This is a genomic window from Embleya sp. NBC_00888 (assembly GCF_045207655.1).
GTDB lineage: Bacteria > Actinomycetota > Actinomycetes > Streptomycetales > Streptomycetaceae > Embleya.
This window is the reverse complement of the sequence record NZ_CP108785.1, coordinates 4,569,211-4,586,667: the sequence shown is the minus strand read 5'-3', so window position 1 is coordinate 4,586,667 and position 17,457 is coordinate 4,569,211. Positions and strand designations below refer to the sequence as shown.

Annotated in this window: 16 protein-coding genes and 2 pseudogenes; 8 read left to right on the top strand and 10 right to left on the bottom strand. The window is 70.8% G+C overall.

The features are described from left to right. Nucleotides 1-20: 20 nt before the first annotated feature. The gene (locus OG948_RS54340) at nucleotides 21-1,937 is read left to right on the top strand and encodes a protein kinase domain-containing protein (RefSeq protein ID WP_331772489.1); all 1,917 of its coding nucleotides are present in this window, start codon (nucleotides 21-23) and stop codon (nucleotides 1,935-1,937) included. 21 nt (nucleotides 1,938-1,958) lie between these two features. Then, a complete protein-coding gene (locus OG948_RS54335) occupies nucleotides 1,959-2,318 on the top strand; it encodes a hypothetical protein (protein ID WP_331772488.1) in 360 nt (119 codons plus the stop codon). Nucleotides 2,319-2,403: 85 nt separating this feature from the next. Here OG948_RS54335 and OG948_RS54330 read toward each other — a convergent pair whose 3' ends face one another. The 4 genes from OG948_RS54330 to OG948_RS54315 all read right to left on the bottom strand — a co-directional run bounded on the left by OG948_RS54330 (nucleotide 2,404) and on the right by OG948_RS54315 (nucleotide 4,811). Further along, nucleotides 2,404-2,715, bottom strand: a complete 312-nt coding sequence (locus tag OG948_RS54330; RefSeq protein WP_406300758.1) for a hypothetical protein — start codon at nucleotides 2,713-2,715, stop codon at nucleotides 2,404-2,406. Between the two features lie 196 nt (nucleotides 2,716-2,911). Then, the gene (locus tag OG948_RS54325; protein ID WP_331772486.1) at nucleotides 2,912-3,337 is read right to left on the bottom strand and encodes a hypothetical protein; all 426 of its coding nucleotides are present in this window, start codon (nucleotides 3,335-3,337) and stop codon (nucleotides 2,912-2,914) included. After that, nucleotides 3,334-3,798, bottom strand: coding sequence for a hypothetical protein (locus OG948_RS54320; protein ID WP_331772485.1), 465 nt, complete (start codon nucleotides 3,796-3,798; stop codon nucleotides 3,334-3,336). Before OG948_RS54320 ends, OG948_RS54325 begins: the two co-directional genes overlap by 4 nt. A 443-nt stretch (nucleotides 3,799-4,241) precedes the next feature. Continuing rightward, on the bottom strand, nucleotides 4,242-4,811 hold the full coding sequence (locus tag OG948_RS54315) for a helix-turn-helix domain-containing protein (RefSeq protein ID WP_331772484.1): 570 nt from the start codon (nucleotides 4,809-4,811) through the stop codon (nucleotides 4,242-4,244). Between the two features lie 71 nt (nucleotides 4,812-4,882). Between OG948_RS54315 and OG948_RS54310 the strand changes: the two genes are divergently transcribed. Together OG948_RS54310 and OG948_RS54305 are read left to right on the top strand one after the other, a co-directional pair. Beyond that, entirely contained in the window at nucleotides 4,883-5,776 is an 894-nt protein-coding gene (locus tag OG948_RS54310) for an NADP-dependent oxidoreductase (RefSeq protein WP_331772483.1), read from the top strand. 60 nt (nucleotides 5,777-5,836) lie between these two features. Next, nucleotides 5,837-6,058, top strand: a pseudogene (locus OG948_RS54305) (zinc-binding dehydrogenase); the annotation flags it as partial. A gap of 113 nt (nucleotides 6,059-6,171) precedes the next feature. Here the strand turns inward: OG948_RS54305 and OG948_RS54300 are convergent. Together OG948_RS54300 and OG948_RS54295 are read right to left on the bottom strand one after the other, a co-directional pair. Then, nucleotides 6,172-6,720 carry a DUF1707 and FHA domain-containing protein gene (locus OG948_RS54300; RefSeq protein WP_331772481.1) on the bottom strand — a complete coding sequence of 183 codons (549 nt, stop codon included), beginning with the start codon at nucleotides 6,718-6,720 and terminating at the stop codon, nucleotides 6,172-6,174. A gap of 365 nt (nucleotides 6,721-7,085) precedes the next feature. After that, a pseudogene (locus tag OG948_RS54295) lies at nucleotides 7,086-7,538 on the bottom strand (MFS transporter); the annotation flags it as partial. On the opposite strand from OG948_RS54295, the gene OG948_RS54290 reads away from it, so the two are divergent. The 3 genes from OG948_RS54290 (at nucleotide 7,501) to OG948_RS54280 (ending at nucleotide 10,031) form a co-directional block, all read left to right on the top strand. Further along, a complete protein-coding gene (locus tag OG948_RS54290; RefSeq protein ID WP_331772480.1) occupies nucleotides 7,501-8,643 on the top strand; it encodes a PLP-dependent aminotransferase family protein in 1,143 nt (380 codons plus the stop codon). The pseudogene OG948_RS54295 and the gene OG948_RS54290 overlap by 38 nt on opposite strands. Nucleotides 8,644-8,938: 295 nt before the next feature. Next, nucleotides 8,939-9,082: a hypothetical protein gene (locus OG948_RS54285; RefSeq protein ID WP_331772479.1), complete on the top strand. Its 144-nt coding sequence runs from the start codon at nucleotides 8,939-8,941 to the stop codon at nucleotides 9,080-9,082. 358 nt (nucleotides 9,083-9,440) lie between these two features. Further along, nucleotides 9,441-10,031 (top strand): AAA family ATPase, encoded by a 591-nt coding sequence (locus tag OG948_RS54280; protein WP_331772478.1) that lies wholly within the window; start codon nucleotides 9,441-9,443, stop codon nucleotides 10,029-10,031. A 513-nt stretch (nucleotides 10,032-10,544) separates the two neighbouring features. Here the strand turns inward: OG948_RS54280 and OG948_RS54275 are convergent. The 3 genes from OG948_RS54275 to OG948_RS54265 form a co-directional block, all read right to left on the bottom strand. Next, nucleotides 10,545-12,122 (bottom strand): MFS transporter, encoded by a 1,578-nt coding sequence (locus tag OG948_RS54275; protein ID WP_331772477.1) that lies wholly within the window; start codon nucleotides 12,120-12,122, stop codon nucleotides 10,545-10,547. A 561-nt stretch (nucleotides 12,123-12,683) separates the two neighbouring features. Further along, nucleotides 12,684-13,163, bottom strand: coding sequence for a nitroreductase/quinone reductase family protein (locus OG948_RS54270; protein WP_331772476.1), 480 nt, complete (start codon nucleotides 13,161-13,163; stop codon nucleotides 12,684-12,686). 204 nt (nucleotides 13,164-13,367) lie between these two features. Continuing rightward, nucleotides 13,368-13,829 (bottom strand): glycosyltransferase family 2 protein, encoded by a 462-nt coding sequence (locus OG948_RS54265; RefSeq protein ID WP_406300757.1) that lies wholly within the window; start codon nucleotides 13,827-13,829, stop codon nucleotides 13,368-13,370. Between OG948_RS54265 and OG948_RS54260 the strand changes: the two genes are divergently transcribed. Then, nucleotides 13,803-14,369, top strand: a complete 567-nt coding sequence (locus OG948_RS54260) for a glycosyltransferase (protein WP_331772474.1) — start codon at nucleotides 13,803-13,805, stop codon at nucleotides 14,367-14,369. The two genes, OG948_RS54265 and OG948_RS54260, sit on opposite strands and share 27 nt — an antisense overlap. Here OG948_RS54260 and OG948_RS54255 read toward each other — a convergent pair. Continuing rightward, nucleotides 14,338-17,160 (bottom strand): glycosyl hydrolase family 95 catalytic domain-containing protein, encoded by a 2,823-nt coding sequence (locus tag OG948_RS54255; protein ID WP_331772473.1) that lies wholly within the window; start codon nucleotides 17,158-17,160, stop codon nucleotides 14,338-14,340. The genes OG948_RS54260 and OG948_RS54255 overlap by 32 nt on opposite strands. Nucleotides 17,161-17,457 lie beyond the last annotated feature (297 nt).

Genomic DNA, 17,457 nt, shown 5'->3' with positions numbered 1-17,457 from the left:
TCGTGAATCAGGGATGCCCAGTGTCCACGGATGTGGGATGCGTGGTCGCCGACCGCTACGCGTTGGTGGCGCGGATCGGCTCGGGAGGCATGGGCGACGTGTGGCTCGCGAGGGACACGATGCTCGACCGTGTGGTCGCGCTCAAGCGCACCCGGGTGGACGATCGACGCGCCGGCCGGCGTCTCAGGGTGGAGGCTCGTATCGCGGCGCGTCTCGACAGCGCGTTCATCGTTCGCGTCCACGACGTCTTCGTCGAGGGCGGGACGTGGTGGGTGGTGATGGAGTACGTGGAATCGCGCAGCCTCGCGCAGGTCGTGGCGAAGGGCGGGCTCCTGCCGCCCGAGCGCGCCGCGTGGGTCGGCCTGCAGATCGCGGAGGCGCTGCGGGTGGTGCACGGACACGGTGTGGTGCACGGCGACGTGACGCCGGAGAACATCCTCGTCACCGAGGATTGGAGAGCCAAGCTCGCCGACTTCGGTGTCTCCCGCATCCTGGGCGAGGACCAGACGCGGACCCGCGGCGGGGTGGTGCGGGGCAAGCCCCGCTATCTGGCTCCGGAGGTGGTCCAAGGGCGCGGATCCGGCCGGCCGTCGGACCTGTTCTCGCTCGGTGCGTCGTTGTTCGCCGCGATCGAGGGACACTCCCCCTACGGGCGCATCGACGCGGACGTGCTGAAGCGGGCGTTCGAACAGCGGATCGAGGCTCCCGTCCGGGCCGGACCGCTGACCGACGTCCTGACGGAGTTGCTCTCGGCCGAACCCGAGCGTCGTCCGCTCGCGAAGGATCTCGCCGAACGATTCGCGTGGGGGGACGACCGCCGGCCGACGGGTCCGGCGTGGGAGCGTGCCGCCGACGACGCCCGATCGGTGACGGTCACCGTCGACGACGGGACACCGATCGTGTGCTCGTTGCCGGTCGACCACACGGATGACCCCGCCGCGTCCGTCGGGTCGCCGGGGCGGGGACCGAGACAATGGTTCCTGCGCCGCCGCGGCCCGATCCTGTCGGTTCTGGGCGCGGCGGTGGTGGCGATGGTGATCGGGGTGGTCTCCTCGATCGTGACGCCGACGTCACCGTCGCGGCCGGAACCGAACGCCATCGGCGACCCCAGGTCGGCGGACCCCTGCGCGCTCCTCGAGCCGACCTCGTTGTCCGCCTACGGCACGGTCGTCCTGGACCCCGCCTACGGCGGGTTCGACAGGTGTGATCTTCTCGTCGATGTTCCCGACGCCGGCCGGATCGCCGACGTCAAGGTCGACTTCTCCACCGGGGGCCAGGAACTCGGGTCCAACGCGCACACCCGACGAGTCGGCGGTTTCACCGTCGTCCTGGAACCCAACAGCGGCAAACGCGAGTGCACGCAGCTCGTGCGTCTGGGGGCCGACAGACAACTCGCGATCGTCGCCAAGCAGTTGGGATCCCGGCCGGCCGACCTGTGCGCGATGGCCGACATCACCACCGCCCACGCGATCACCGTCATGGCACGCGGCCCGATCCCGAGGCGCCCCTCCGCGTCGGCCAAGGAGTCGCTGGTCCGACTCGACGCCTGCGCGATGCTCGATCCCGCCACCCTGGACACGGTTTCGGGCATCGACCCCTCGGAACCCGACGCCGGATTCGCGAACTGGAACTGCCGCTGGCGCAGCACGGTCGACAACGGCGGCGTCGAGGTCTGGTTCGACCAGAACGTGCCGCTGACCGCGCAAGACGGCCTGCCGAGGCGACTGGGCGACAGAAAGGCTTTCGTGAGCCCCGGGGACGGGGACGACGCCTACTGCGTCGTCAAGGTGGAACACCGAACGTACGTGAACGTTCGCGAGCTTCCCGTCGCCGAGGTGGTCGAACTCAAGGTGTCGGGGCCACGCCTCAAGGAGAGCCTCTGCGACACCGCCGTCGAACTCGCCGCCGCGGTTGTCGGGAAGTTGCCGAGAATCTGACCGGCGGGCCCCGGTGGGTCCGTGCTCGCAGCGTCGGCGGGGGTGTGGTCGGCGCTCGCGGGCGGCTTCGTCCGGGCCGGGGTGGTCGTCGGGCTCGGCATGCGTCGACGTCGCGGGTCCGGGTACACGCGCGGGATGGAAACCTTCGAGGTGCTGATCTATCCGTACAACGTGCAGGACATGCCGCCGTCGGCCCGCGGGCCGGCCGTGCGGTCGGCGACGGTCCGTCCCACCGGGGAGAAGGGAGCCACCGGCCATCCACGCTACGCGGGCGACGACGTGCAAGCCGACATCGATCCGGTCTCCAGAACGGTCGAGGCCATCACCGTGGACGGCGCCGAACTCGAGGACGGCTGGTCCGCACAGGTCGCGGACGCATAGCGCGGCGCGCACACCTGTGCGACGCGGCGCGTTCCTGTGTCACCCGGGTGACCCGGGTCGCCCCGGAAGGACCGAGCGGGCCGCTTCACTCGGCCGGTGCGTCCTTGCGGTGCAGCCCGGGATCGGGCAGGTCGAGCCGGAAGTTGTGGCCGCGCCCGGCCACGGTCCCGTGGTGGTTCGGTTCGTCCGGGTCGTTGACGCCCATGGCTCTGATCGCCTCCACGAGCATGGCCGCCGCGGTATCGGTGTGCCCATCGTCGTCCGCGGCGTGGTCGAAGCGTCGTTGCCACCGGCCGCCGGCGTCCGACCGGCCGCGTCCGGCGAACAGGTCGGGGTGGATCGGGTCGGCGTGGTGGACGAAGGACTCGATGCGCACAAGTCGAGCCCGTCGTTCCACGCGCTGACGAAGCGCGGTGGGTCGCGGTGCTCCCCCGAGCGCGCCTTCCACCATCACGCCCGGCCGCGCGCGCCGGTGGCCGGCTCGCGGGTGCGCCACGCGGTCGGCGCGCCCGGGTCCGCGCCGCCGGGGTTTCCGGCGGTGCTGTCGCGGGGTCCGGTGCTCGTCTTCGGACGGCTGTCGTCGGGTGGGGCCGTTACGAGCCGGCGCACGCCGTGAACGCGAGGGCGTAGCACAGGACGTCCTCGCCGATCGCCGCCGGCAGTGCGGGAATTCCGGTATTCGTGGCCGCTTGGCGCCACGCCGCGCCCAGGATCGCGCCGCCCACCGAGGCGCCCGCTCCCACGAGGGCCGCGAGTGTCACCCCACCGCGCGTACGACGGGCCAACATCGCGGCGGCCGTCGCTCCCAGCAGAACACGCGGAGCCAGGCCCGGCAGGCTCAGTCGCGACGGGGCGTCGGGGCGCTTGTCCGCGACGAGTTCGCCGATCGCGGCCGAGCCGACCGCGAGCCGCGACAGCCTGCCCGCGCCGCGAGTGGTCAAGCGAACGGCCGTGACCCCGGCCTGGCTTCGGCCGCCGCTCGCCGCGCCGACCAGGAAGGCCCGTACGAGGGCACTCACTTGGGATCCATCGTCGCGAGCGCCGCGTATGTCGTGAAGCCGTATGCGACGTGCGGCACGATGTCGGCGACCCAGTCGGTCCTCGACCACGCACGCGGGTCCGACACCCGCAGCCCGGCCATCGGGCCGTTGGCGGCGATCATCGCGACGGCGCCCACGAGCAGCGAACCCGCCCAGATCGGCGGTCGTAGGCCGATGCCGCGCAGCAGGCCGAAAGCGGCGCCGACGCCGACGCCGGTCACGATGCCCGACAGCGCACCGAGCCCGGTCAATCGGTTCACGCGCGTGTCGGAGTCGCCTTCGACGGGATGCCCGATTCGGCGCGCGATCGTGTCGATCGTGCGTTGTGGCGTCTCACTGGCCGGGCGCGCCCGACCGGCCATGTCGGCGTAGGTGACCGCGTCGAGGGCGGTCGTGCCGGCCGCACCCGCAGCGGCACCCCGCAGGATCCCTGAAAACATGTCCACCCGTTGCCCGCGCGCCGCATTCACAAACCGTCGTCGGGCATCCACGCGGCCAGGGCTCGGGCGCAGGAGCGGCCCCGCGTCCGGCCGGCGACAACCGCGCGTACCTCACCGGCCTCCACCGCGAGGCATCGGCGAACGTCACCCGTGCGCACGCGGCCGATACCGACGCCGGCCGGGTGGCGTGGGCGGTGGCCGCCGCCCTTGGACGCAGGCTTTCAAGACCGGATCGCCGCCCGGGCCCTGGCCCCCTTCGACGCTTCTGCCGCCAAGCCGGCGACCTGACCGCGCTCGCCCATTGGCGACTTCGTCGCGGTCGTGTACCCGCGGGTTCGCCGGTTCCGCTGTGACTGGTGCCGCGCCACTGGAACGCCTGCGGGAAGCGGACAGTCGCCGAGCGGATCGAGTCCGACCGCGCCCCTGGGACTGCTCGCAGAGGGTCAGGTGACTTCCCAGGCCGCCTCGATCATCCGGAAGATCTCGTCCATGGCGGCCTGCGGGTCGGCCGCCTCGCGGGCCAGCGAATAGGCGTCGATCACGAACCTCGCGATCGTTCGGCAGGCCGTCGTGGTCTGTGCCAGGTCGGGATCGGCGGCAAGTGCCGTGGCCAGCGAGTCGGCATGGCGCAGCCGCATCGACTCCTCGTACTCCCGCAGGGCACGTGACTCGTCGATCATGCGGTAGATCGGGGCGGTGCCGTCCCCCGTGCAGTGCCGGACCATGGCCTGGATCTCGCGGCGCAGTGCGGGGATGAGCGGTTCGTGCGGTGCGCGGTCGGTGACCGCCTGCGTGAGGCGTTGTTCGAAGTTGTCGTCCTGCTCGAACACCAGGGCCTCTTTGGAGGCGAAGTGGGAGAAGAGCGTGGTGACGGCCACGTCGGCCTCGGCGGCCACATCGCGGATGCCCACCGCGTCGTATCCGCGTTCCAGGAAGAGCCGCAGGGCGGTGTCGGCGATCTTCTGGCGGGTGGCGGCCTTCTTGCGTTCGCGGCGTCCGGTCGGCACGGTCATGCCGCTGACACTATCAAATCCAAAGGAGTAACGGTTCCAAAACAACAACTGTTAGTGTTACGGTCGACCGCATGAAGAAAGTGAGCTTCGCCGAGTTCGGCGGTCCGGACGTGCTACAACTCATCGACGCCGAGGAGCCCCACGCGGGCCCCGGCCGTATCCGCATCGCCGTACGGGCGGCGGGCGTGAACCCCGTCGACTGGCGGATCCGTGAAGGGCAGGTCCTCGGTGCCCATCCGACCGTGCTGCCCTCCGGCGTCGGGCTGGACGCCTCCGGGGTGGTGGACGAGGTCGGCGAGGGCGTCGAAGGGGTGAAGGTCGGCGACCACGTGTTCGGCGAAGGTGACAGCACCTACGCCGAGTTCGCCGTGTTGTCGGCCTGGGCGCGGATGCCCGAGGGCCTCACGTTCGAAGAGGCCGCCGGGTACCCCTCCGTGGTGGAGACCGCGCTGCGCATCATCCGCGAGGTCGGTGTGCGGCCCGGGCAGACACTGCTGGCCAGCGGCGCGTCCGGGGGAGTCGGATCGGCGGTGCTACAGATCGCCCGGGAGCGCGGCATCACGGTGATCGGCACCGCCGGGGCCGCGAACCAGGACTATCTGCGCGGCCTGGGCGCCCTCGCCACGACGTACGGCGAGGGCTGGGTCGAGCGGGTGCGGCAGCTCGGCCGTGTCGACGCAGCCCTCGATCTGTCCGGCTCGGGCGTGATCCGCGAGCTGGTCGAGCTGACCGGGGACCCGCGGAAGGTGATCTCCATCGCCGATCTCGGTGCGCCGGAGTTCGGTGTGCGATTCTCCGGCGTCGCCGGGAGCGTGCCGGACGCGCTCGCCGAGGCCACCGACCTCATCTCGCGGGGAAGGCTCCACATCCCGGTCGAGAAGTCGTACACGCTCGCGGAGGCCGTGGCGGCGCACATCGACAGCCGAACAGGTCACAGTCGGGGACGCCGGGTCATCGTCGTCTGAGTCGTTTCCCGCCCGGTTGCACGGCCCGGCAAGCTGCCCGGCCTCATCGCGGAGAGCCGCCTCGCGGACTTCGACGCCGACCGACACGGCGTGCGCTTCTCCCGCTCCGAAGCCGGGGAGTCGCCGGGCTGGGCAGGGCTGCCGCCGGCGGCCGATCTCGCCGACCGCGGCCGCCTCACCGTCCCGCTGCACGCCGTGTTCCCGCTGAAGGAGGCCGCCACGGCTCACGACGTCAGCGCCACCGGCCACGCGCGCGGCAAAATCGTCATCACCGTGCCCTGAACAGCCGTGGGCCCGGTCGCACTCGCCCCCTACCGCCTGGCGACCGGGCCCGACCACCGGCCCATGAAGTTCCGTTCCCCGACCAGGACTTGGCCGTTCCCCCGGGTCGTTCGCTATCCGGTCGACAGACGGTAGGTCACGACTCCGAACCGCACATGATCACCCGGCCGCACGGACACCGGGCCCATGATGCGCAGCCCGTTGACGTGCGTACCGTTCATCGAACCCAGGTCCTCCAGGACCCAACCGTCGGCCCGAACACACAATCGCGCGTGCCTGCGCGAGACGGAATCGTGCGCGAGCCGAAGATCGGCGCGGTGGCTGCGTCCGATGTGCATGGCGGCCGAACCCGGATCCGGCAGTCGCAGTCCGGGCACGCGCGGCTCCACCGTGCGGGAGACGCGCGATGCCCCGGACACGAGGGCGTTCAGCCGCGTCGCCACGCGGCGCAGCAGTCTCGGCCACCACGACTCGTGCGCGGGCAAATCCGCGATCACGTCAGCGACTTCGACGCGGTTGCGGGCGTTGAGCACGATCAGCATCCGGTGCATGAACGTTTCGTGGGACAGCCGCCCCGATCCGGCGCCGTCGCGCAGCACGCCCAACGCGCGTTCCCGCTCGGCCTCCGACAACCGGATCAGCTGGAACTCCCGCGACGACATGGGGAGATCTTCGCCGGCGCTCGACGACCGTGTCCATACCCGTGTGTTGCAACCCTGTCGCAAAACTCTGGCCGTCGAGCCGGTGGTGGCGGCCGACCTCGGCCAAGTGGACGCGGTCGGCGATGGCGCGCATCCGATGGCTGCGACGGCTGCCGAGGCGCCGCTGTGCTCCGTCAGGCGGCAAAAGGCAACGCGGTGGTCGCCGGCGGCCGGATGGAGAAGACGAACACCCGCGCCCGGTCCGGCAACCACGCTCTCGCTCCGTATCAACCTGCGCCCCACCCCTCCCCTGCCGCCGGGACGGGTTCCTCCGCTCCTGCCGTGACGGGTTCTTCCGCTGCCCCCGTGACAGGTTCCTCCGGTGCCGCCGTGACGGGTTCCTCCGGTGCCGAGGGCAGGCCACGGAGTCGACTCACCGGGGAAAGGGCGAGTGCGATGAGCACGGCGGCGGATCCGAACGCCGCAACGGTCAACGCGTCCCGGGCGCCGATCCGGCCGGCAAGCAGACCGGTGGACAGGCCGCCGAGTGCGCCACCGCCGAACAGCAACGTGCGGAAGACCGCCGTCATCCGGCCCATCATCGACTGCGCGGTGCTCGCCTGGCGCAGGCTGACGATGACGACGCCGGCCACGCCGAGCCCGAGGTAGGTGATGAAGAAGGAGAGGACGAACATCCCCACCATCACCGGCCGGGGGCCACCGGCGACGATGATCGCCATCGGGCCGAGGAGAAGGGCCGACTGGGCGACGAGGTAGACGCGACCGAGTCGGAAACGCCGGATGCCCCTCCGGGAGATCGCCGACCCGCTCGGACCGCCACCGGCCGGGACCATCACCTTGGACGGCGACTACGTGCACCGCTCGCTCCAGCCCACCCGGGTTCTGAGCGCGGCGTTGGCACGGGCGGCACGCCGTCCGGATGCCTGGGACCGCGCCCCGACCGGCGGCCTGACGGCGCTGCGCGCCGTGTTCGCCCGCATCGTCGGCGGCGGCGTGACCCCGGAGGACGTGCTGGTCACCGCCGGCGGGGAGAGTGCCCTGTCGATCGCGTTCCGCGCCATCGCCGGGCCGGGCAGCCCGGTGCTGGTGGAGTCCCCCACCTATCCCCGGGCCTTGGCCGCGGCCCGCGCCGCGGGGCTGCGACCGGTGCCGGTACCGCTCGACGCCGACGGGGTACGGCCCGACATGCCGGCCGACGCGTTCGCGATGACCGGGGCACGGCTGCTGTACTGCCAGCCGACGTTCCAGAATCCGACCGGCACCGTGCCGGCGCCCGAACGACGCCGCCAAGTCCTCGATGTGGCGCACGCCTCGGGCGCGTTCGTGATCAAGGACGACTTCGCGCGGCACCTGGGACACGGTGGCGCCGTGCCGCGACCTCTGGTGGTGGACGACGAGGACGGCACGGTCGTGCACGTGACCTCACTCACCAAGCCCGCGGCACCGAGCCTGCGGATCGGGGCTCTGGTGGCCCGCGGGCCGGTGATGGAGCGCATGCGGGCGGTGCGTGTGGTCGACGACTTCTTCGTCACCCGCCCGCTCCAGGAGACCGCGCTGGAGGTGCTCGGTTCCCCGTCCTGGGATCGGCACGTCCGGTCGCTCGGTGCGGCGCTCCGGGAGCGCCGCACCGTGTTGGCCGACGCGCTCGCCCGGGAGGCCCCCGACGCAACCTTGACCGGGCTGCCCGCGGGTGGACTACGCCTGTGGGTTCGTCTGCCGCCCGGCGTGGACGACATGGTCCTGGCCGGCGCCGCCCGGCAACGCGGCGTCGCCGTCGGCGCCGGCAGTCGCTACTTCGCCACCGAGCCACCTGCGGGTCACCTACGTATCGGGTTCGCTGCCACAGCCGACCTCGCCGAGCTGACCGAGGGTGTACGCCGGCTGGGAGTCGCGCTCACGGACCTCGGCCCCGGGCAGGAGTGAGGCGCACGGCGAACACCGGCCGCTGCGGGCCGAGTCGTACGCGCGGCGGACGTCGAGCGGCGGCCGGCCATCCACCGGGCAGCATGCCGCCCCCGGCCCGGGCACCGCAGGGCGGGGCAGGGCAGCGGCATGAAATCTCGCGCGCCACGGCCGGGGGTCGGACGGCCGGAGACTGGGCCGAGGGCGACGGCACCACCAGGGAGTGGCTCCGGTGGGTCCCGGGGTTGGTGCGCACAGGCGCTCAGGCGTACGGTTCGAGGTCGGCGGCCGAGCGGGCCGCCCGCGAGGGGGCGGAATGAAGGCGGTAATCGGCGGATTCGCCGTACTGACAGTGGCGTTGGCCGTGTCGCGGTCCTGGACTGCGGTCGTACTCGGGGTGGTCCCCGTAGTACTCATCGTGCTGTATCAGTGGTGGGAACAGCGCAAGCCGGACCACTGAATGTAGCTTCGGGTGTCTCCTCCCCCGCAGTCGGAGGAGACGCCCACACACCACAGCCGGTTCGAGGCGGGTGGGGTCGGTGACGTGGGTCGCGGCCATGTCCCCCGGAGCGCCGGGCCGTTCCACACCTGTGGCCGCGTCGGCGCCTCGCCGGGCCGGTCGGCGGCGGTGTGCCTGAAAGGCAGGGCGAGCCGGGCAGCCTTCGCACGACGGCCGGTCGACCGGAACTCAGCCGAACTGTCTCGCGAGCCCGGATTCAGCCCCCTCCGGCCCGGGAAGGAAACCGTGCCCACCCATCCCCGTTCCGACGGGACGACGCCACAACCGGGAGCGCCATGCCGACCTGCGAGAACACGCGATGAGCACACCGACACTGGTCGTCGTGAGCGGTGGTCCGGGAACCGGGAAGACCACCCTTGCGCACGCACTCGCCCGAGCCCTCGGATGCCCCGCCGTCATCCGCGACGAGATCAAGCAGGGCATGGTCATGTCCCGCCCGGGCCACCGGAGTGGCGGCGACGACCCCCTCAACCGCCCGACACTCGAGGCCTTCTTCGGGGTGGTCAAGGTGCTCCTGAGCGCCGGCGTCACACTCGTCGCCGAAGCGGCCTACCAGGACCGGCTCTGGCGGCCGAACCTCGAGCCGCTCACCGGCCTTGCGCACCTCCGCGTGATCCGCTGCGCGACCGAGGCCGATGTCGCCCACGACCGCATCGGCCGGCGCGCCAAGGAAGACGCCCACCGGGCCGCCCATGGCGACCAGGCCCTGCTCGACGCCATCGCCGCCGGAGAGCACTCGCTCGAATCCTTCGTGTCGATCTCCTTGGACGTCCCCACCCTGACCGTGGACACCTCACACGGTTACCAGCCGGCCCTGCCGGACATCGCGGCATTCGCCCGCGCGACCGTCCAGGACGATGCGCCACGCGAAAGCACGAGGGCACGCTGACGCTCCTACGAATACGGCTTCGACGCGCTGCGCGGTCGGGCGGGGCAGCCGGCTTCCTCGTCGAGGACGTCCTCCCCGGTGACGGGTGCGGTAGTACTCCCCCGGGTCGCTGACCTTTCGGTGCACGACCACCGACACCCGGACACCGTCTCAGCCGAACTCGACAGCGACCCACGCAAGACGCTCGGCCGGCGGAAGCCCAGCCGAGCGACTGCATGAACTGCCCGCCAGCACACGTCGATCATCACGTGTCACGACGATTCCCGGACTCCGCCCCATCGGCCGGTGCGCGGGCGCACGGCAAGGGCATCCTTGTGCGGGTCGGGCGTCCGGTTGCGCTGGGCCGCAGCGGCGTTGGCGGGGCGGCGGGCCTGCCGACGGGCTACCGGAGCCGGCCCGACGACTTCAGCGCAGCCGGCACCCGCCGATCTCGCCCGAGAGCACAACTCCTGTGCATATGAACGGCGTTGGCTGCTACCCCGGCACTGGCATCACTGCGGTGACACCGACCCGTCAGGCATCGCTCCCCTGAGGAACACGGGAAGCGGGAGCGGGTGTTCCCCGGACCGCCCCGGGCGGAAGAACCAGCGCCAGGACCGCGGCCAGGAGATAAAGCCCGATCACCACGCCCATCCCGATCACCGCGGATTCCACCCCGTCGTGTCCGCCGTCGAGCCGGCCGAAGTAGACGGTCCCGATCAACGCGACACCCGCCGCCACGCCGACCTGAATCGAGGTGTTGATCAGCGCGGATGCCGCGCCGGCCTCGGCCTCGGGTACTTTCGCCAGGACGATGGTGAGCAGCGTGCCGGCGACCATGGCCATGCCGAGCCCGGCAACGACCAGACCGGGGATCAGCTGCCAGGGCGCGATGCCGGTGCCGTACCGATCGACGCTGAACACGATCAGCGCCATTCCGGCCGCCATGACCAGCGCGCCGAGGATCACCACCGTGCGGCCCAGCGGCATCAGTCGTGGTGCGAAGCCCGAGCCGATACCGACCCCGATGGTGAAGGGGATCATCGACAGCGCCGTGCGCAGTGGGGAGTACCCGGCGGCGGTCTGGAGGTGCACCGTGAGCACCAACGTGTACGCGGTCCCGCAGAAGAAGAGCACGGCCACCGAGAGTCCGCCGATCACGCCGCGGTGGCGGAACAGGGCCGGATCCACCAAGGGCGATCCCCCGCGGCGAGCAAGGATCCGCTCGTGTCGGACGAACAGCCACAACAGGAGGGGGCAGGCGGCGGTCACCGCCAGGATCCACAGCGGCCATCCCAACGGGCGCCCCTCGACCAAGGGGTAGAGCAGTGCGAGCAGGCCCGCCGTGGCGATGGCGGTGCCGCGTACGTCCGCGGACAGTGCCTGCTCGGAGCGTGATTCCCGGGTGAGTACGACGGCGGCGATGAACGCCGCGACGCCGATCGGGATGTTGACGAGGAAGATCGGTCGCCAGCCGAGGCCCAACAGGTCGGCGTCGAGCAGGACTCCGCCCAGCAGCGGGCCCCCGAGGCCGCCGAGGGCGAAGCACATGCCGTACATCGACATCGCCTTGCCGTGCTCGGACTTGGGGAACTCGACCTGGAGCATGGCGAGGACCTGCGGCACCATCAGGGCCGCGGCCACGCCTTGGAGTACGCGCGCCGCGATCAACATCTGCGGTCCGGTGGCCGAAGCCGCCAGAGCGGAGGTGACGACGAAGCTCCCGAGCCCGGCGAGATACACCCGACGGCGCCCGTACATGTCGCCGAGCCGGCCCCCGGTGATCATGGCGGCGGCGAACGCGAGGGTGTATCCGGCGATCGCCCACTCCACCTGTGCCGACGAGGCGCCCAGGTCGTCGCGCAGCGAGGGCAGTGCCACGTTGAGCACGGTCGCGTCGATCATGTCCATCAGCACGGCGGCCAGCGTCACGACGAGCGCGGCCCATCGACGCGGGCTGTAGCGCGGATCCGCCACCGGGTCCTTGTGTTTCGTGCTCGGATCCTGCGTGGAGCTCGGATCCTGCGTGGAGCTCGGATCCTGCGTGGAGCTCGGATCCTGCGTGGAGCTCGGATCCTGCGTGGAGCTCGGATCCTGCGTGGAACTGGGCATGGGGTGGCTCCCTGATTTCGGCGTGTCGTCGTTTCGACACACATCGCGTTGAACGCAAGGTCGCTTCGGCGCGGGAAGACACGTCAAGACCGCCCGGTCTCGCGGGCCTTCGTGCCGCCGGTACAGCAGGTTTCGGGGTGGTGCCGCGGCTCTCGGGCCCGGGGCTGAACGTTCGGCCCAGTCCTGCCGAGGCCGGCCGGCCTGGGCCGGCCTGGGCCGGTGCGGCCGGGGCCGTACCGGCGCTTCGTCGATCGGCCGACGCGGCGGGGGCATCGGCCGATCGGTGGTTTTGCGATCTGCGTCCCGGGAGGCGGGTGCGCGGATCATCGCCGCGGCCCGGCGCGGGCCCGTGTCTTCATCCGTCGTCGGATGGAGGCCACGGCCTTCGGTGCCGTGGCTCGGCCCGTCGGGAGGCAGTCGATCCGCGAAGCGTTACGGCAACGAACCTGGGCCGGGACGTCGCCGACCCGATCGACTCGGGAGAACCCGAACCGGACCGGAACGTCGCCGGCCGGTCGACTCGGGAAAGCCCGGCCGGCGAACTGCCCGCCAAACGAGCCTTTACGCTCCGTCCTCGTCGCTTTCCGCGGGCCCGATCCGGCGGAGCTCCACCACCGGGATCACCCGCGATGTTCCGGCCTGATAGGCCGCGAAGGCCGGATCGCGGTCGCACTGGGCCGCGAAGAGGCGGTCGCGTTCGGCGCCCACGAGGGGCGTCGCCTCCGCGACGTAGGTCTCGACGACGGCACGCCCGGCGTCGTCGACACCCAGCTCGACGGCGACCTGTGGCCGCGCGAGCAGGTTGTGATACCAGGCGGGATGGTTTGGACCGCCCGCGTTCGAGGCGAAGATCAGGGTTCGGTCGCCATCGGATGCCCAGACCACGGGGTTGGTGCGCGGGCGGCCGGTGCGCGCGCCGACCGTGGTGAGCAGGACGAGAGAGGCGCCCTCGAACATGCCGCCCACTCGACCACCGTTGGCGCGGAACTCCGCGATGACGTGTGCGTTGAAATCCGCTGGTCCCGGGTGTTGCTCCGACATGGGATGACCTCTCGGCTGGCATCGACAGGAGAATGTCTTTGCTTTGCAAGCAAAGACATTGAGAAACTACGGAGAGCGGTGACGGATGTCAAGAATCGATCGAGCACCCGACGCGCCCGGACCGGCCGCCGTGCCCGCGAGGGCCTTACGGGGCGCCGATCGGGTTGATCAAACTCGGTACGAGGACGGTCTCTCGTCCCCGGGTCAGAGCTCCACCCGCTGGGTGAAGTTGAGCAGGACCTTGACCGGCGTGCGGTCGCGGTTCACCGTGAGCCGGCCGAGACGCAGGTTCTCCTGCGCGTGGTGAAGGTTCCGCTGCCACGTCTCATGCCAACTCGACGGGCTCCCGGTGTACTTCGTCTTCTCGGCGTCCGAGTTACGGATGGCGAACGGCACTTGCTGGGGAACGCGGACGACGCTCATGCCGAGGGCGCGTGCCCGGTCGACCAGGTCGCTGTCCTGGCAGCCCATCGGAAGCAACCGCTCGTCGTAACCACCGAGCGTGTCGAAGCCCCCGCGGGGTAGGCCGATGCGCCCGTACGAACCGTTGCCGGGGTCCGGTCTGCCGTCCGCATTGGGGCTGAATCCCCTGCTGAGGAGGTCCGGCTCCCCGCACTGCAATCGTGGCTGTCCAACGACGTGTCCGAAGTCGTCTGTGTCATCCACGAGGACGACCGTGCCTGCCTCGACGTGGCGCGTCGCCCGCCCGTTCGCGTTCTCGTCACCGACAGGGCCGACAAGCGCGAGGCACTGCGACGAGGATGGCGGACCGTCCCCGCCGACCTGGTCGCACTCGTCGACTCCGACGTCGTCTGGGCCCCCGACGTGGCCGAAACGGTCCGCGCCCCGTTCGCCGACTCCCGGGTGGGCGGCCTCGCGACCGCCCAGCACGCCCTGGACCCGGTCAGCGTCTGGGAGTTCGCGGGAGCACGCTTCAAAGGACGGGACAGGCTACCCGCGTTCACCGTGTCCGGCAGGGCGATGATCCGTCCCATCGGGCGGGCCGCGGTCTACCGGCGTTCCGTGCTCGACGAGGTCGCCGACGCCTTCGTCGACGAAACCTCCCTGGGCCGCCGGTGCGTCGTCGGGGACGACCTGCCGACCACGGCCTCGGCCGCTCCCACGGTGCCGGCATCCGGCTCCCCGCTGGAATCGTGGACGCTCGTGAAGCCGATCACAGGGGAACGCGGCGCCAGTGCCGGCTGATGCTTCCGGAGTCGGCCTGTTGAACAAGAGCCGCCCCGTCGTCGCCGGAGTCCCCGGTCACACCGATCACCTTGCCGCTGCGTACGCTGACCAGCTTGACGTGCCCATCGCCCGCGTCGACGAGGTTCCACAGCTGATTGGTGGCCCCGGTGGGGGCGTATTGGATGATCGGGGCGCCGTCTCGCTGGGTGCCTTCGAAGACGTCCATGGCCAGCCCGGAGTGCACGTTGGTGATCTGGTACGCGCCGCCGGGAGCCGGGCTGAACCTCCAGTGCTGATTGTTCGAGCCGCGCGAGGAGTACTGGATGAGTCCGATGGGGTCGTCGGACGACCCGGGGACGTCGATCAGCTTGCCACTTCGGCGGTTGACCAGGGTGAAGACCGCCGGAGGAACCTCTGGAGCGAGGGTGACGGATCCTCCCGGGGCGAGCCGGACGTCCCGCTCCCAGGACCCGACCCGGACGGTGGTCTCGGTCCCGGCCGTACTGTGCAGGCTGAGCGTGGTGACCGCGCCGGCGGTCCAGGCGAAGTCCACGGTGAACCCGCCGCGTACCCCGACGCCCTCAACACTGCCGGACGCCTGCCAGGCGGCGGGAACGGCCGGCAGGAGTTCGACGAGGCCCGGCCGCGAGTAGACCAGCATGTCGAGGATCGCGGTGGCGGTGCCGAAGTTGGCGTCGATCTGAAAGGTCGAACTGCCACCGAAGCTGTACATGTCGAACATGTTGATGGCGCTGCCGTTGCCGTGGTTCACCGACGGCTTCATCACCGTCGTGACCAACTCGTAGGCCCTGTCGGCGTTCTTCAGCCGGGCCCAACACAGCGCACGCCAGGCACAGGCCCAGCCGAAGCCCCCCGTGCCTCGGTCGGCCAGGAGGTTGCGGGCGCCCACGACCAGTGCCGCGGGGCCGTCCTCGAAGCTGATCCGGTCGCCGGGAAAGAGGCCGATCAGCGGGGACAGGTGGCGATGGGCGGTCTCGCCGAGGCCCTCATCGGTCATCCACTCCTGGAGCCGTTCGGTGGTGGCACCGACCCGCGGCAGGTGGAGCCGGTTCTGGAGCTCGCCGACGACGGCCGCGTGGGCGAGGTCACGACCGAGCACGGCGCATGCCGCGCGGTAGTCCCGGAAGAGTTGCCAGACCAGTTCCTGGGCGTAGGTGATGCCCTTGGCGTCGGTGGGGCCGTGCTCGGGAGACCAGTCGCTGTCGTCGATCAGGACCTGACGCGAGGCACCGGTGGCCGGATCGGTGATCGTGCTGGTGAGCAGCCGGGCCTCCCAGAACTCGCAGGCGCCCTTGAGCAGTGGGTGGATCCTGGCCAGATACGCGGCGTCCAGGGTGAATTCGTAGTGCTCGAACAACTGGACGCACAGCCAGGCGTTCCCGGCCGGGTGCCACCACCAGCCCATGCCGCCGTAGATGTTGGTGGAGATCGCGGTCGTCCAGCCAGCGATCCTGCCGGAGCTGTTGCGGAACCCGTTGCGGGGATCGTTGAACAGCGCGTGGGTCTGCTCCTGCCAGGACGCCACCTGGTTCACGCAGTAGTCCGCGAAGGCGTCGAAACAGCTCGACAATCCCGCGCGGTCGGACAGCCAGTAGTTCATCTGCACGTTGATGTCGGTGTGGTAGTCGCTCATCCAACTCGGGTCGTTGCGGTCGATCCACAGACCCTGGAGATTGAGCGGGAGCCCGCCGCGCGAACCCGCGATCATCAGATAGCGACCGAACTGTAGGTAGCACGCCTCCAGTTCGGGGTCCGGGGCGGAGCCGGCGGCTCCCCGGGCGGTGAGCCTGGCCGCGGTGTCCTGCGATCGCTGCGCCGCGGTGGAGGGGCCGAGGTCGACCGCCAGGGAGCGGAACAGCGGCTGATAGTCGGCGACATGGGTGGCCAAGAGGGTCGCGCCGCCCACGGCGGCGGCGGTGCCGGCCCGCGCGCGGGCCGTCGCCACCGGGTCCACGGACGCGTCCTTGAATCCCGTGGCGGCGTTCGTGGAGTAATTGGTGCCCGCGCAGACGACGATGAGTACCTCCGAGCATCCGGCGAAGCTCACCGTCGCACCGGCCGCCGAGACCGTCCCGCTCGTACCGGTCGCGCAAACGACCGCGCCGTACCGAAGGCCGTTGGCCAATGTCGCGCCGAACGAGACCGTCGCGGCGGCCCGGTCGGCCGTGACCGGCTCCCCTCTGGTCCCCTCCAGCTTCAGGCCGCCGGTGTAGGACCCACCGCCACTGTGGGTCAGCCGGACCACGACGACGTCGTCCGGGTGACTGGCGAAGACTTCGCGGCGGTAGGTCACGCCCTCGAAACGGTAGGTGGTGACGGTGAGTCCGTTGCTCAGGTCCAGTCGACGCTGGTAGTTCTCGATCACCTCGGCGGCGTGGGCGGGGATCGACAGGAAGGCCTTGGCGAGCAACCCGAACGTACCGAAGTTATCGCTGCCGTAGGGGAATTGGCCGTCCCGGTCCAAAGTGGCGTTCAGCCCGCCGGTCCACAAGGTGTTGTCCGCGACGTACAGGGCGTCACGGGCGGGGTCGCCCGTCACCAAGGCGCCGATCCGGCCATTGCCGATCGGGAGGCCCTGTTCGAGGATGGCTGCTTCGGCCCCGGGCCGGCTGTACCAGAGCTTCAAGGCGTCGGCGTCCGGTACCGGCGAGGCCGACGAGGGCCGGATCGCCTCGGCGCGCGCCGTGAAGGTCGGCAGCGACGCGGCCGCCAGGAACATGCCCAGCGATCCGCCGATCCGAAGGAGATCGCGACGGGAAACGGAGGGTGGGCGATGGGAGTCGGACATGACGCCTCCTGGTCGTAGAGGTCTCGACTCGCGCCTCGAAGGCGCGCCTGCGCAGGGCGTGCTCGGCACCGTTCGGGACATGGCCCGTGGAGCGACCACCGGCCATCCGTGATCCCCCTGCGTCGAGGACCGACGACGACCGAGCCGGGTTCCACCGGCGCGGCGCGGGGCGGCTTGCCCGTGTGTTCAGCCGCCGAGTGTCTCCATCCTCGTGGGCCGGAGGGATCGGGCTCAGCCTCCACGCGACCGCGTGAATTGTCCATACACAGGAAGAAGTTTGTTCTCCAGCAAGGAAGA